Raw genomic sequence first — 14,526 nt, 5'->3', positions numbered from 1 at the left:
CAAAGCCGCCGCCAAAATCACCCCCGAATCCCCCTCCAAAGCCAACACTGCCAAACAGCGGATTAAAACCGCTCATGATAAGCCCTCCTTATGTTTCCTTATGTCCTGCTATATGAGATCAACCTGCCGAATCTCGCCGATGTTCTTCCTTATTTACGCAAAACGGGGAGATTTGTTTCATCTTACCATGCTTTTCGCACCGATTGTGAACGAATACGAATTGTGATAAACTGGAACCATCTTAAGAAGAACGGAGGGTTCCCCGTGTTGTACATTAAATTCCGTTTTACCACTTTGCGCGGCTAATTGAATAGTGCCAAAGGCTCCGCACCTGTGCGGGGCAAACGGGATAGGTGTGCTATGATAAAGGGAACCTGCAGGAACTTTAGAATAGAATATGCCTTGTGACCTGCCGCTTTCGGCTGGCGTTTTTTGCCGCCGGGGCGCTTTTTGCCATAGGTCCGTTTGCTTGTAAACACAGGTGTGGCGCCTGTGTTTATTTTTTTCCCAAGGGAGGAAGCAACTATATGGAACAACAAAAACTCGAACAAAAAGCCATTTTGGTTGGCGTGAACTTAAATCATCAGGAAGATTTCGAATACTCCATGGAGGAGTTGGCGAATTTGGCGGAAGCCTGCGACATTGAAGTCGTAGGGACGCTTGCGCAAAATCTGCTCAAAATCAATACCTCGCATTATATCGGAACGGGAAAATTAACCGAGGTCAGGGCGCTGCTTGAAGCGCACGAAGGCAATCTCGTCATCTTTAACGATGAGCTGTCCCCTTCGCAAATCCGCAATCTGGAGGCGGATCTGGATTGCAAGGTGATCGACCGGACCGTGCTGATCCTCGATATTTTTGCGCAGCGGGCCAAAACGCGGGAAGCGCAGCTGCAGGTGGAGGTCGCCCAGCTCAAATACATGCTGCCGCGCCTCGTTGGGCTGCGGGAGTCGCTGGGCCGCCAGAGCGGCGGCGTCGGCACGAAAAACCGCGGCGCCGGGGAGACGCGCCTGGAGCTTGACCGCCGGCGGATCGAGGAGAAAATTACGGCGCTCAGCAAGGAACTGGAGCTGCTCGTGGCGCATCGGCAGACGCAGCGCAAGCAGCGCAAAAAAAACGAGCTGCCCGTCGTCTCGCTGGTCGGCTACACCAATGCGGGCAAATCGACGATCATGAACGCGTTGATGGAGCTGTACAACCCGTCCCAGGAAAAGCTCGTGCTGGAGAAGGATATGCTGTTCGCCACGCTGGAAACGTCGGTCCGCAGCATTCCGCTTCAGGATAACAAAGCATTTTTACTGACCGATACGGTCGGGTTTGTCAGCAAGCTGCCGCATCATCTGATCAAAGCGTTCCGCTCGACGCTGGAGGAGGTGGCCGAAGCCGACCTGCTCATCCATGTCGTCGATTATTCCAACCCGGAATACGAGCGGCTGATCGACATCACCAACCGGACGCTGAAGGAGATCGGCATTACGGACATTCCGACGATTTATGCCTATAACAAATCCGACTTGACCGATCAAGCCATTCCGGAGGTTCGCGGAGATATCGTATATATGGCCGCAAAACCCCGGATCGGCATCCAGGAGCTGGTCTCCGAGATCCGCAGCCGGATTTTCAAGGACTATGTGCAGTGCCAAATGATAATTCCTTACGATCAGGGGGCTTTGGTGTCTTATTTTAACGAGCACGCCAACGTCCTGGAAACAAGCTATGAGCCGGAGGGCACAAAGCTGTCCCTGGAATGCAAGCTTAGCGATTACGGAAAATACAAGGAATACGTGATCGAGGCGTTGAAATAACTTAATAATAGCCCTCAAATCACGAACTTTCCAAAGGAGACTTAAGCGATGTCGGATATGCTGGTCAAGTTGTACGACCTGCCGCCTTTTGAACCGGTGGAGCAATATGAAGCGCGCACGGGCGTGACGATCCGGCGGGCGATTGCCCCGGAAAAACACGTCGTCACCAAGTGGGTCGGCGAGCATTTCAGCCCGTTTTGGGTCAGCGAGTGCGAAGTGGCTTTTGCCCGGGCGCCGATCACCTGCATCATCGCCATCGATAACGGCAAACTGCTCGGTTTTGCTTGTTACGACACGACGGCCAAGGGGTTTTTCGGCCCTACCGGGGTGGATGAACAGGAACGCGGGAGAGGCATCGGCAAAATGCTGCTGATGCATACCCTCGATTTAATGCGTCTCGACGGATACGGTTATGCGGCGATCGGCGGGGCGGGCCCCAAGGACTTTTACGCCAAAGCGGCGGGCGCGGTCGTGATCGAAGGCTCGGAGCCGGGGATTTATAAAGGGATGCTTCGCTAGTTTGGCGTAGCGGGAAGCAAAAAGAGCCTCATCCAACAACGTTTGGATGGGGCTTTTAAATATACAATCAATGCGATTAGCTTGTTTGACTGGATCAAATGCAAAAGTGCATTTCATTTTCTCTAAAACACCATTCAAGTGCGTTTGAAATGCAAAAATACATCTGATTAGGGGCTTTTCGATAAAAAAGTGGCTTTTGACCGGGATTGTACTGCATTTTCCCCACGGCCCCCTAATTGCATTGGAGTCCTGCCCTACAATATATTATTGTATTTCTAAGGGAGGACGAACAGTATGCGACGATCAAGCAAGCTATACGAGGAAGTGCGTATCGAAGTGGTGCGTGAAGCCATGTCCGGGATCAAGGTGGGGGTGCTGGCCCGGAAGTATAATCTCCACCCGGAAACGATTCGCAACTGGATCCGAACGTATCGGGATGAAGTGGACATCCACGAACTACCGCCGGCGGATCATCAGCTTCAAGAGCTGAAACGGCTTCAGGACGTGGAAGTGAAATATGAAAAAGCGATGAAGGTGCTGGGTGAAAAGGAACTCGAAATCGAGATCCTGCGAGAACTCCTAAAAAAGAAGAACCCTGCTTATCTGAAAAATTTGAAATAGCCGACCGCTTTATTAAGCAGGGGAACACCGCAACTCTTGTGTTGCGTATATTAGGTCTGGCAGAATCCACCTACTACGAGCGCCTCAAACGCACGAAACAGTCCACAGGGACTTCTAACAACACGGGAAGAGGCCGCCCTTGTCCAGGGTACTCCTTGACGCTACAAGGTCGTAAAGTCAGCGACGAGCAGATCAAAGAGTGGCTGCTGGAGCTCATCGAAGGCGAAGAGCACATCTACGGCTACAAGCTTTTGGCTCAGTGTTTGCGCGACAAATACGACCTGGTTCTAGGAAAGTCAAAGGCCTACCGCCTCTGTAAAGAGCTAGGCATTCTTCAAAAGCAGAGAAAGCCCAAGTCCAAGCATCCACGAAGACTGGCTAGAAACCGTCTTGTCACCGGCCCAAACCAATTATGGCAGGCGGACATCAAGTACGGATATGTTCCCGGCCGCGATCGTTTCTTCTTCGTCTTTAGCATCATCGATGTGTTCGATCGCGTCATCGTCGCCTATTACAGAGGCTCTGTTTGCGAAGCGACGCATATCTGTCAGGCCTTGGGGCGGGCCATCAGGAGTCGATTGCAACCCGGAGAGACCATGCCCGTGATCCGCACGGACAACGGCCCTCAATTCCTGAGCGTACTGTTTGGCGATACTTGTGAAAGCTGGGAGATACTCCACGAGCGAATCCCGCCAAAGACACCAAACATGAATGCGTACATCGAGTCGTTCCACAGCTCGATGGAACGCGACCTGCTCACCAAAGAATCGTTTGAGACCATGGAAGACGCGTATGCGGCTATTGACTGGTATATGGACTTCTACAACAACCGCAGAATGCACGGGAGCTTGAAACGCAAAGCGCCCACAGTGTTCAGCGAATGGGTCAAGCAACTGAAGGAAGAAGATCAAGCCAAATTCCATAGAACGCTGTAATTTGGTGAAAAAGTGAGCAATCGTACGACACACATTATTTTGACGGTGTGGACTCCGGAATTAGGGGGCCTAGCCGTTTTTGCATTTGAACCACCCGTTTCGAGGAATTTCGACGAAAACCGCATGCACTTTTGCATTTCGCGGTAGTCGGCTTTGCATTTCGTGATAGTAGGCTAGACGCACATAGCCCTCTATCCGTATCATTCCTGTGCTAACGTAGAAATAAACAAAACCTGGCCGGCGGCCAGGTTTCTCTTATTCGTTTGGGACCGTCTACAGCGCCGGCAGCACAACGGTAAACGTTGCTCCCGCGCCCGGTTCGCTGGCTGCGGAGATTTGCCCGCCGTGCGCTTCGACAATTGACTGGGAGATCGCCAGCCCCAGCCCGGCGCCGCCTTGTTTGCGCGTCCGCGAAGCGTCGCTGCGGTAAAACCGCTCGAAGACGTGGGGCAGGTGCTCTTTGGCAATCCCCGGCCCGTTGTCCTCGACTTGAAGCAAAGCCCGCCCGGGCTCGGCGGACAAGGTGACCGTGATCCGTCCGGCCTGCGGGTCGGTATGCTGAACGGCGTTATGGAACAGGTTCAGCACGACCTGTTTGATTTTATCGTTATCGCACATCGCGGCAAGCCCCGGATGCACCACAAAGCGGACCTCCCGATCTTCGGCCAGCATACGGAGGTGGGGCTCCATTTCCCGGATCAATTCGTCCAGCCGAACCTGCGTCCGCTGCACGACCGGCGTGCGGTCCAATTTGGCCAACGTCAGCAGGTCTTCCACCAGCTTCTTCATCCGCTCCGATTCGCCAAGCATGCTGTTCAGCGCCGTGTGAAGCTGTTCGGGCCGATCGGCGGCCCCGCGCAGCAGCACTTCGAGGAACCCGTGGATCGAGGTTAGCGGGGTGCGCAGCTCATGGGAGGCGTCGGCGACGAAGCGGCGCATCTGCTCCTTCGCTTCCCGCTCCGCCTCGAAGGCGGCCTCCAGCCGCTCCATCATGCCGTTAAAGGAAACGCCGAGCCGGTCGATTTCCGATTGCCCCGAAGCCGCCGGAAAACGGTTGCCGAGATTGCCGGCATTCGTATCCTCCACCGTTTTGACCATTTGGTTCAAAGGAGTCAGCGTGCGCCGCAGCACCGGGAAATACAACGCCAACCCTCCGGCCAACGCGAGCAGCGAAAGTCCGGCAAATGTCAGCAGCTGCCGAAACACCACCTTAAGCATTGGAGCGGTGTAAATGCCCATCTGCACGAGCCAGGCTTGCTCCCCGTTGTCCCCGGGAAATACCACTTCGCGAAATACGACAAGCTGTTCGTTGCCCTCCTCGTCCTTCATGACGCGGTAATCGCCAGGGCCCGATTTGCCCCAATTCCGACTAAACAGGTTCCCGTATTCGCTATCTGTCAGACGGGGAGCCGCAATGCCCGTTTCGGAAGTCAAGTCGATAAATTTGTAATCGGAGTTGATGATGGCCAGCGAGGAATCGGGCAGAAACAGCAGCGGACGCGGCTCCGGAGCATTTTTGTTTCCGGCCCCGGCTCCGGCGCCGGGAGGAGAGCCGGCAGGTCCCGGTTTTGGCACGTCGCCACCCCAATGTTCGGGAGTTTGCCCGCTCCGGTCGAACACTTCCCTCAAGGGACCTCTCATCTGCGAAGCCATTTTCTCAGCCTGATTTTTATATAAAAAATCCTTCATAATCACGTACTGGAACGCTCCGATTAAAACAAGCAAAGCGGCCAAAATGAATAGGGAACGCGACAGCAGTTGAAACCGCAGCGAGCCCGGCAAAAACAAGCTTCGCCATCTTTGCCCGACATTGCTTTTGTTGAGTTTGGGGCTTTTCATAAGTTCAAGTTCCTTTCCTTATTAAAAAGGATCTTCAAGGCAAATCGACGCGATAACCCGCGCCGCGAAGCGTGCGGATCAGCCGGTGCTCTTTGTCGTTCAACTTTTCCCGGAGCGAGCGGATGTAGACTTCCACGATATTTTCCTCGCCGCCAAAATCGTACCCCCACACCTTATCCAATATCGTCGTTTTGCTAAGCACAATTCCGTGGTTGAGGATCAGGTATTTGAGCAGTTCGTATTCGGTGGGGGACAACTCCAGCGGCTGCTCCTGGTAAACGATTTCTTTTCTCCGGTCGTCCAGGCGGAATGGTCCGATAGCGACTTCGCCGAACAGCGCCGGAAACTGGTTGCGCAGGCGCGCTCCGATGCGGGCCAGCAGCTCTTCGAAGCTGAACGGCTTGACGACGTAATCGTCGGCGCCGATCGTCAGCCCTTTCACCCGGTCGTCCACTTCGTCCTTGGCCGTCAGCATGATGATCGCGACGTTGTCTCCGTTTTTGCGCAGCAGCCGACACACTTCCCAGCCGTCCATGCCCGGCATCATGACGTCCAGTACGATGACATGCGGCTGAAATTCCGCCGCCAGACTGACAGCGCTCATGCCGTCCACCGCGGTTCTGACCTCAAAACCTTCATTCGCCAGCCCCAGCTCCAGAAACTGCACGATATGCGGCTCGTCGTCCACCAGCAATATTTTCGCTCCCTTTGCGTTATTCATCATAAAAAATGCCTCCTATAATATATCATCTCTATTATGACCGATGACGCTGAGCGTTTGCTGAAAACCGCCTGAACGCTGACTTAAACTATGCAGGCAGGCGGATCGCGGTATTTTGGCCTACCCTAATTGGCCTTACTTCCTGATCGTACTCGGTTTGCGCCGCGATGTAAATTGTTCTATGATTTCAGCCGGGTTCGTCCTTGCCGCTCTTGATTGCGAATCTGATTATAAGCTATACTTTTGTCATTAAGTCTTTTAAAAGGGGAGTAACGAGATGGAAAAAGTATTGATTTTCGGACATAAAAATCCGGACACGGATACGATCTGCTCGGCGATCGCCTATGCCGATTTGAAATCGAAGCTGGGCTGGAACGTGGAGCCGGTGCGGCTTGGGGAAGTGAACGGGGAAACGGCGTTTGCGCTGGAACGGTTCGGCTTTGCCGCGCCCCGGCTGGTGGAAGCGGTAGCCGGCGAGGTGAAAGAGGTCATTTTGGTCGACCATAACGAACGCCAGCAAAGCGTGTCCGACATCGATCAGGTTCGCGTGGCCGAAGTTATCGACCATCACCGGATCGCCAATTTCGAAACGAGCGGCCCGCTCTATTATCGCGCTGAGCCGGTAGGCTGCACGACAACGATTCTGAACAAAATGTACAAAGAAAACGGCATCGAAGTTCCGTCCAATATCGCCGGACTGATGTTGTCCGCGATCATTTCCGACTCGCTGCTGTTCAAATCGCCGACCTGCACCGAGCAGGACGTCGCCGCGGCCCGCGAGCTGGCGGGCATCGCCGGCGTCAACCCCGAGGAATACGGACTCGATATGCTGAAAGCCGGGGCTGATCTAAGCGACAAAACGATTGCACAGTTGATCACGCTCGATGCCAAGGAGTTTGACATGGGCGGGTCGAAGGTGGAAATCGCCCAGGTGAACGCGGTGGACGTGAACGACGTCCTGTCGCGCCAAGGCGAAATCGAAGCCGCATTAAACGGCATTATCGAAAGCAAAGGCCTGGACTTATTCCTGTTCGTCGTCACCGACATTTTGAACAACGATTCCGTGGGCTTGGCGCTCGGAAAAGCGGCCGACGCGGTCGAGCAGGCGTACGATGTCAAGCTGGCCGACAACAAAGCGGTGCTGAAAGGCGTCGTATCCCGCAAATCGCAAATCGTGCCGGTGTTGACGGACATTTTCAACAAGCGTTAAGCGAAGTAAGTTCAAACGGCATCACATGAAATGAAAAAAGTCTTGAAGCGGCGGGCTTAAGCCCGGTTTGCTTCAAGACTTTTTTGCGGTTAACACGGCTTCATGCGTTCCAAGCCTACGGCTGCTCGGGTGCCGGAGTAGGAGCCGGAGCCGGCTTATATTTGAAGATCGGGATCAGAATCGCCGCCCCGATCAGCAAGATGATCCCGGAGGCCGCATAGATGCCGACCAGCGGGAAAAACTTTTTGAGCACGCCGGACAACGACATCATGATGACCATCATGCCCATGAACATTGGGCTAAGTACCCCATTGACGCGCCCGACGTATTCCTGCTCCGTCCATTGCAGAATGAGCGTGTTGATGCCGATTTGGATGCAGGGCATGGTCAGGCCGTTGAAAAATTGCAGCGTCAAGGTGAGCGGAACGCTTGTCGAGAAGCCCATGCCGGCGATACACACCGCGCTGATCGTTATCCCGAACGCCAACAGTATTTGCGGGGGGATGCGTTTAGCCAGCGTCATGACGGCCGCCCCGCCGACCAGCATGGCGATCCCGTTCACCATCAATAGAAATTGCAGGAATTCCTCGCTTTTCCCCAGGTTTTCCGTGACCACAAACAACCCCAACGTCTGGATCGTACCGACGGAAAAACCGGCGATGGCAAAGGTCGCGCCGAGCACTTTGAGCACCGGGCTGCGCCAGACGTAGCGGAAGCCGTCCGCCAGCTCCTGGCGAATGTTCGATGGTTGGCCCGTTTTTACCTCTGGCGTTTCATCAGCCGGGATGCGGAACAGAACAACCGCTGACAGCAGGAAGGCCACGCCCATCACGCCGATTGAAAGATGAATGCCAAACTGATGATAAGCAAAGATGCCAAGCGACGGCCCCAGCACCATAAAGATGGCGACCAGCGACTGGAACAGGGCCATGCCTTGCTGCACCTGATCGGGATGGACGTGCTGCTTGAACAGCTTCATCACCGACGGCTGAGAGAACTGCGACAAAATCGCCGAAACAAACGTAGCGAAATAAACGGTTTCCCAAGATTCATACAGCAGGGTGATCAATACCACAAATACCGACACTGCGGAGAGGAAGTCGCACCAGATCATCGTTTTTTTCGGTCTCCAACGGTCGGCAAAGGCGCCTCCGATAAAGGAAAACACAAAAATCGGCGCAAACTCCACGACGGAAATCAGCGAGATGGCCAGCGGATCATTATGCGTTTTTTCCGAAACGAACATTAAAATAGCAAAGTTACGGACCCAGATCCCGATCTGCAAAAAAATGTTGGAGATCAGAATCGTCTGATAAAACTTGTTGCGAAACAAACTGGGGGCGGGTGAAGCATGTGCTTGATTAGTCATTATTACCACCTCAATATGGATTCTCGTTGTTTAGTTAAGCTTACCCAACTTTCATATAATAAGTGTTTTTTCTTCTCCAGGAAAGGGAAAAAACAATTATAATCGGATATTCTCCAGTTTATTTATTAAATTTTAAGGATTTTCATGGATACCGGAGTATTCGGGAGCATACATGACGATTATGCGCTTTTATTGGGCGGAGCCTGTTTGAGGGAGGCGGCGTTTCTTTTATATAATCGGGAGCGTTGGCGTTGCACCGGACCTTTAAAAACATCAAATATCACAGGAGGTATTTTTATTTTGTTCAAACAACTTCATATTAAGCGGCTCTGGTTTTCCAATACCCGGAGTGATATCCTGTCCGGATTGACGGTTGCTTTCGCTTTGATTCCCGAAGCGATCGCGTTTTCCATTTTGGCCGGCGTCAGCCCGATGGTCGGGCTTTACGCGTCGTTCACGATCGCGGTCGTGATCGCTTTTGCCGGCGGACGCCCGGGCATGATCTCGGCGGCTACCGGGGCGATGGCGCTGCTGATGGGCGGTCTCGTCCGCGACCATGGCATCGAATATTTATTCGCTGCCACGATTTTGGCCGGGATCTTGCAGATCGTCATGGGGATGCTAAAGCTGGGAAAATTCATCAGTTTTTTGCCGCATTCGGTCATGACCGGCTTTGTGAACGCGCTGGCGATTTTGATCTTTATGGCGCAGCTGACGCATTTTTCCGGCCAGGGGTGGATGATGTAAGCGCTGGTGGCGTTGACGCTGGCGATCATTTATCTTTTTCCGCTGATCACCAAAGCAGTTCCGTCCGCCCTGGTGGCGATCATTGTCGTATCAGTGCTCGCAATCTCCCTGCGTCTTGATGTCAAAACCGTAGGCGACATGGGAGAAATGACATCATCCTTGCCCATTTTCCATCTTCCCAATGTGGTGATTTCCTGGGAGATGCTGAAAACCATTTTCCCGGTGTCACTGTCGCTGGCCATCGTCGGCCTATTGGAATCGCTTATGACGGCGACGCTGATCGATGAGATCACGAATACGTCCAGCAACAAAAACCGGGAAATGAAAGGCCAGGGCCTGGCCAACATCGTGACCGGATTTTTCGGCGGCATGGCCGGCTGCGCGATGATCGGGCAGTCGATGGTCAATATGAAATCCGGCGGACGCACGCGGCTGTCGACGCTGGTGTCCGGCGTCGGCCTGCTGTTCCTCGTCGTCGTGCTCGGGGACGTCGTTAAGCAGATCCCAATGGCGGCTCTCGTCGGCGTCATGTTTATGGTATCCATCGGAACGTTCGATTGGGGTTCCTTAAAATCGCTGCGTAAAATTCCGCTGTCCGACGCGCTGATCATGGTCATTACGGTCGTGGCCGTCGTCGCTACCGATAATTTGTCCATCGGCGTAGGGATCGGCGTGCTGCTTAGCGCGCTTGTGTTTGCCTGGAAAATGGCGAGCATCCGCATCGCCGCTAACCTGGAGCAGGGAGTCAAAACGTATGCCGTGACCGGGCAGATGTTTTTTGGCACAGTGTCCCACTTTTTAAATGAATTTGATGCCGAAGGCGATCCCGGCCATGTGACGGTCGATTTCTCGAAATCGCATGTCTGGGACCAATCGGCGGTTAACGCGATTTCCAAATTGCTGCACAAGTACCGGCTGCAAGGCAAAAACGTCACGATCACCGGGCTCAACGAGGAAAGCACCCGGCTCGTCGAGCGCATCGGTTTGTCCACACCGGCCGGGCATGGTTAATCCGCTGCGCCGGATGCTGAACAAAAAAGCTGTCCCAAAGCCTGCTGGCTTTGCGGGCAGCTTTTTTTCAAATGCAAAAGTGCATTCTATTTTTCCGCAAATCCCCATTTTAGAGCAATTGAAGTGCAAAAGTACATCTCATTTAGGACTATACGAAAAAAAAGTAACTTTTGACCGGAAATGAACTGCACATTTGCATTTGAACTGCTCATATTGAGGCGCTTCGACAAAAACCGCATGCACTTTTGCATTTCGTAGGATTACACCCTCTTACTTATATCGTAACGTGGCGGGAGAGGCTTATAGTTCCTTTTAAGCGCCCCCTTGCTTTTAGGTGGATTTTCGTTCTGGCGGGCTCGCCAGTTTAAACCGCTCCAGCTGTGACCAAAGCCCTTCCTTGCGCAAAATTTCGCGTTGTTTGGGGCCGATCAGGTCGAAGTGGGGAAACGGCGAGCGGTGATGGATATATTTCGGGTCAAGCCCGTGCTCGCGGCACCAGGAGGTGAGCCGGCTTAAGTCCGAGCAGCCGACCTTTGTCACCGTTTTGGCGCCGGGAAAACGCGGGTCCAGCCAGTAATGGGTCAAATAGGCGATGTCGCCGCGGGCGACGTTGTGTTTCCACTCGTTCAGTTCTTCTCGTGTCACGCCGAAAGCCATAGGCCAAGCCTCTTTTCTTTGAGATGTGACTTATTATACCATAGGCCATTTTGCCGTAAAAATGGGCTTACATAATTCCAAGGGTTCGGCTGCACTATAAAGGAATGACTGGATTTTAACATTATATTAACGGAAATGGAGGAACTGAAATGACGGAGGCGCGGGGGACTGAGGAAGAAAAAGGAAAACTGCGCTGGTGGCAGCTGTCCCTGCTTGGGGTGGCGTCCACGATCGGGACCGGTTATTTTCTCGGCTCGGGGATCGGAATCCGCATGGCGGGTCCGTCCATTCTGATTGCGTTTATCCTCGCGGCCGCCGGAACATATACGGTATTCGAGGTGCTGGCCCGGATGACGGCGGACCGGCCGGAGCAGGGCTCTTTCCGCTCTTATGCGAAACGGGCGTTTGGCCGGTGGGCCGGCTTTGGCAGCGGCTGGGTGTACTGGTGCTCCGAGCTGCTCATTATGGGCAGCCAGTTGACCGCATTGTCCTTGTTTTCGCGATTTTGGTTCCCTGGGATGCCGATGTGGATTTTTGCGATTGGTTATGCCGTGCTTGGATTGGCCGTCATTTTTTTGGGAAACCGGGTATTCGATTCGATGGAAAATGTGCTGTCCGTGATCAAAATCGCCGCGATATTGATGTTTTTGATCATAGCGGGGGCCGCGCTTATGGGCTGGATTCCGGGAGGAGGAGGCAAACCCCCGGCGTTTCCGCATACGGCGGACACTTTTTTTCCTGCCGGTTACCTCGGATTATGGTCGGGATTTATTTTTGCATTTTATGCCTTCGGGGGCATCGAAGTGATGGGCATGATGGCCGTGCGCCTGCGGGAGCCGAAGGATGCGCCGAAGGCGGGTACGGTGATGCTGGTGGTGCTGTCGATCGTCTATTTGCTGTCGATTGGTTTGACGCTGACTTTGATCTCGTACAAGGCGGTCGATCCGAAACGCAGCCCGTTTATTACGGCATTAGGGAACTATCATCTGCCGTTTATTCCGCATGTGTTCAACGGAGTGCTGATCGTCGCCGGATTTTCCACGATGGTGGCCTCTTTGTATGCCGTAACGACGATGCTGGTCACCCTCGCCAAAGACAAGGATGCGCCCCGGTTGTTCGCCCGCAAAGCCTGGGGCAAGCGGCCTTTGTACGCGATTGGCCTGACCGCCGCCGGAATGGCGGCTTCCGTCGTATTGTCGTTCGTGATGCCCGGGCGCATTTACGAGTACATTACGACCGCCGCCGGACTGCTGCTGCTTTACAACTGGTTTTTCATCTTGGTTACGGCGGGCAGGCTGCTGAAGTTCAGCGTATTTGGCCAAATCAAACGCTGGACGGGCATGGCGCTTATCGTGCTTGCGGTGATCGGTTCGCTATTCCACAGCACAAGCCGCCCCGGGTTTTGGGGCAGCTTGATTTTTATCACCGTCATCGGCATTGTCACGCTAATCATGCAGTTTGCCGTTTGGAAGCGCCGGAAAATCGCGGGACGCCGGCACGGTAAACCGCTGGTGCTGCGCCCGAAGCGCACGACTTGATCAAAGTACGTGATCAAAAAGCGGACTTTTTAAAGCCGTTCCAGCAGCAGGAGCGCGGCTTCGTAACCGAAGTACAGCCCGAAGCCGATCAGAGACAGGCCGGACAATATGGAGATGACGACGAGAATCCGCTCGGTCAGAAACTTGCGGAATACGCTGGCAAACCCGGCCATCGCCAAATCCCACATGATCAGGCCGGAAATGATGGCGCAGCTGTTGACGATCAGTTCCGGCGTTCCGGCGGCGGATGCCGCCTGGGCCAGCACCGAGCCGTAGATGCCGAGCCAGAACAAAATGGACAGCGGATTGCTGACGGACATCATAAATCCGGACAGGAACGATTTTATCAGCGGTTCGCCGCCCCGCATGTCATTCAGCTGGATTTTCCCCGCCTCCTTCAAACTGTCGATACCGGTGTAAGTCAGGATGAAAAAACCGAACAGCCACAGGAACGTTTTCATAAACGGGGTGTTCAAAAAATGAACGACGCCGAAATAAACGAGCAGCATGTATAAAATATCGGCGGCCAGCGCCCCGATTCCCACCAGCCAGGCATGGAGAAAGCCGCCACGGATGCCTTTGTCGAGTTGGGCCGCATTAACCGGGCCGATTGGTGCGGACAAGGATAAACCCAGCAGCACGAAGCTGATGAAACTGTTCATTCGACATTCCCTCCAGACTGTGATTTATCTTGCTTGTACATCTTATTCGGAAGGCGCGGCTTGTACGACTTAAAAAACAGTTGAAAAACTAAATCTTTTAGTTTAAATTAAAACTAAAGGCTTTAGTTTTTTGGGGAGAGGGGATTAATGATGAGAATCCGTAAATATGGAAAGTTAACGCAGCTGTCGTTTCTGCCGCGTTTTTTTCCGGTCAATTGCTATTTGGTCGAGGAAGAGGATGGCGTTACGTTGATCGACGCCGCTTTGCCCTACAGCGCCGAAGGGATTTTGCGGGCGGTGCAATCGACCGGCAAGCCGCTTGCCCGCATCGTGTTGACGCATGTTCATGACGATCATGTGGGGGCGCTGGACGCGCTAAAGGCGAAGCACCCGGACGTTCCGGTGTACGTCTCCGCCCGGGACGCCCGGCTCATGAGCGGCGACGTAACGCTCGATGAAGGTGAGCCGCAAACGCCGATCCGCGGCGGTGTCCCCAAGAAGCTGAACACGCGCGCCGACGTCTTGTTCACGGACGGAGAGCGTATCGGCTCGCTGCTCGCCGTGGCTTCGCCGGGGCATACGCCGGGCTCGTTTTCGCTGCTGGACACGCGCAGCGGCGCGCTGATCGTGGGCGACGCCTTCCAGACGCGCGCCGGCATCGCGGTCAGCGGCACCGTCCGCCCGCTGTTCCCGTTCCCGGCGCTGGCCACCTGGAACAAGCCGGCCGCGCTGGTCAGCGCGCGCAAGCTGGCCGCTTTGAGGCCGACGCTGCTGGCGGCCGGGCACGGCGATGTGCTCGAGCGGCCGGGCGCCGCGATGGAGCGGGCGGTCCGGGCGGCGGAGCGCGCCGTTTCGGGCGGCGTGCAGCACCACCAACGGGAGGTGTAGCGGC

The 14,526-nt window shown here is 54.3% G+C and carries 12 protein-coding genes and 1 pseudogene; 8 read left to right on the top strand and 5 right to left on the bottom strand.

Annotated elements, in window-relative coordinates; genetic code table 11:
- Positions 1-527 precede the first annotated feature (527 nt).
- The 4 genes from hflX to EHV15_RS03025 all read left to right on the top strand — a co-directional run bounded on the left by hflX (position 528) and on the right by EHV15_RS03025 (position 3,880).
- Positions 528-1,805, top strand: a complete 1,278-nt coding sequence (hflX, locus tag EHV15_RS03040) for a GTPase HflX (RefSeq protein WP_128629971.1) — start codon at positions 528-530, stop codon at positions 1,803-1,805.
- Between the two features lie 48 nt (positions 1,806-1,853).
- The gene (locus EHV15_RS03035; RefSeq protein WP_128629970.1) at positions 1,854-2,324 is read left to right on the top strand and encodes a GNAT family N-acetyltransferase; all 471 of its coding nucleotides are present in this window, start codon (positions 1,854-1,856) and stop codon (positions 2,322-2,324) included.
- A gap of 294 nt (positions 2,325-2,618) precedes the next feature.
- Complete coding sequence (locus tag EHV15_RS03030) at positions 2,619-2,945, top strand: transposase (protein WP_128629969.1); 327 nt, start codon at positions 2,619-2,621, stop codon at positions 2,943-2,945.
- 38 nt (positions 2,946-2,983) lie between these two features.
- Positions 2,984-3,880, top strand: coding sequence for an IS3 family transposase (locus tag EHV15_RS03025; protein WP_246061270.1), 897 nt, complete (start codon positions 2,984-2,986; stop codon positions 3,878-3,880).
- Positions 3,881-4,153: 273 nt separating this feature from the next.
- On the opposite strand, the gene EHV15_RS03020 is transcribed toward EHV15_RS03025, so the two are convergent.
- The gene (locus EHV15_RS03020; protein WP_128629967.1) at positions 4,154-5,719 is read right to left on the bottom strand and encodes a HAMP domain-containing sensor histidine kinase; all 1,566 of its coding nucleotides are present in this window, start codon (positions 5,717-5,719) and stop codon (positions 4,154-4,156) included.
- A 34-nt stretch (positions 5,720-5,753) separates the two neighbouring features.
- Positions 5,754-6,440, bottom strand: a complete 687-nt coding sequence (locus EHV15_RS03015) for a response regulator transcription factor (RefSeq protein WP_128635140.1) — start codon at positions 6,438-6,440, stop codon at positions 5,754-5,756.
- Between the two features lie 277 nt (positions 6,441-6,717).
- Here EHV15_RS03015 and EHV15_RS03010 point away from each other — a divergent pair, with 277 nt between their 5' ends.
- Complete coding sequence (locus tag EHV15_RS03010; protein ID WP_128629966.1) at positions 6,718-7,650, top strand: manganese-dependent inorganic pyrophosphatase; 933 nt, start codon at positions 6,718-6,720, stop codon at positions 7,648-7,650.
- 115 nt (positions 7,651-7,765) lie between these two features.
- Here EHV15_RS03010 and EHV15_RS03005 read toward each other — a convergent pair whose 3' ends face one another.
- Positions 7,766-9,019, bottom strand: coding sequence for an MFS transporter (locus EHV15_RS03005; RefSeq protein WP_128629965.1), 1,254 nt, complete (start codon positions 9,017-9,019; stop codon positions 7,766-7,768).
- A 300-nt stretch (positions 9,020-9,319) separates the two neighbouring features.
- On the opposite strand from EHV15_RS03005, the pseudogene EHV15_RS03000 reads away from it, so the two are divergent.
- A pseudogene (locus EHV15_RS03000) lies at positions 9,320-10,777 on the top strand (SulP family inorganic anion transporter).
- Between the two features lie 330 nt (positions 10,778-11,107).
- Here EHV15_RS03000 and EHV15_RS02995 read toward each other — a convergent pair.
- Entirely contained in the window at positions 11,108-11,434 is a 327-nt protein-coding gene (locus EHV15_RS02995) for a hypothetical protein (protein WP_128629964.1), read from the bottom strand.
- Positions 11,435-11,583: 149 nt separating this feature from the next.
- Between EHV15_RS02995 and EHV15_RS02990 the strand changes: the two genes are divergently transcribed.
- Positions 11,584-12,972, top strand: a complete 1,389-nt coding sequence (locus EHV15_RS02990; RefSeq protein WP_128629963.1) for an amino acid permease — start codon at positions 11,584-11,586, stop codon at positions 12,970-12,972.
- A gap of 29 nt (positions 12,973-13,001) precedes the next feature.
- On the opposite strand, the gene EHV15_RS02985 is transcribed toward EHV15_RS02990, so the two are convergent.
- Positions 13,002-13,634, bottom strand: coding sequence for a LysE family transporter (locus EHV15_RS02985; RefSeq protein ID WP_128629962.1), 633 nt, complete (start codon positions 13,632-13,634; stop codon positions 13,002-13,004).
- A 150-nt stretch (positions 13,635-13,784) separates the two neighbouring features.
- On the opposite strand from EHV15_RS02985, the gene EHV15_RS02980 reads away from it, so the two are divergent.
- Positions 13,785-14,522: an MBL fold metallo-hydrolase gene (locus tag EHV15_RS02980; protein ID WP_128635139.1), complete on the top strand. Its 738-nt coding sequence runs from the start codon at positions 13,785-13,787 to the stop codon at positions 14,520-14,522.
- Positions 14,523-14,526: the final 4 nt, after the last annotated feature.

It is taken from the genome of Paenibacillus oralis, assembly GCF_003863965.1.
Classification (GTDB): Bacteria; Bacillota; Bacilli; order Paenibacillales; family Paenibacillaceae; genus Fontibacillus; species Fontibacillus oralis.
The sequence above is the reverse complement of the archived record's forward strand: the minus strand, read 5'-3'. Positions and strand labels throughout refer to the sequence as shown.

What these genes read in the sequence shown, in the direction of transcription:
- EHV15_RS02985 (WP_128629962.1), bottom strand. Translation starts at nt 13,634, where the DNA reads ATGAACAGTTTCATCAGCTTCGTGCTGCTGGGTTTATCCTTGTCCGCA.
- EHV15_RS02980 (WP_128635139.1), top strand. Translation starts at nt 13,785, where the DNA reads ATGAGAATCCGTAAATATGGAAAGTTAACGCAGCTGTCGTTTCTGCCG.
- EHV15_RS02990 (WP_128629963.1), top strand. Translation starts at nt 11,584, where the DNA reads ATGACGGAGGCGCGGGGGACTGAGGAAGAAAAAGGAAAACTGCGCTGG.
- EHV15_RS03010 (WP_128629966.1), top strand. Translation starts at nt 6,718, where the DNA reads ATGGAAAAAGTATTGATTTTCGGACATAAAAATCCGGACACGGATACG.
- hflX (WP_128629971.1), top strand. Translation starts at nt 528, where the DNA reads ATGGAACAACAAAAACTCGAACAAAAAGCCATTTTGGTTGGCGTGAAC.
- EHV15_RS03035 (WP_128629970.1), top strand. Translation starts at nt 1,854, where the DNA reads ATGTCGGATATGCTGGTCAAGTTGTACGACCTGCCGCCTTTTGAACCG.
- EHV15_RS03015 (WP_128635140.1), bottom strand. Translation starts at nt 6,440, where the DNA reads ATGAATAACGCAAAGGGAGCGAAAATATTGCTGGTGGACGACGAGCCG.
- EHV15_RS02995 (WP_128629964.1), bottom strand. Translation starts at nt 11,434, where the DNA reads ATGGCTTTCGGCGTGACACGAGAAGAACTGAACGAGTGGAAACACAAC.
- EHV15_RS03030 (WP_128629969.1), top strand. Translation starts at nt 2,619, where the DNA reads ATGCGACGATCAAGCAAGCTATACGAGGAAGTGCGTATCGAAGTGGTG.
- EHV15_RS03005 (WP_128629965.1), bottom strand. Translation starts at nt 9,019, where the DNA reads ATGACTAATCAAGCACATGCTTCACCCGCCCCCAGTTTGTTTCGCAAC.
- EHV15_RS03020 (WP_128629967.1), bottom strand. Translation starts at nt 5,719, where the DNA reads ATGAAAAGCCCCAAACTCAACAAAAGCAATGTCGGGCAAAGATGGCGA.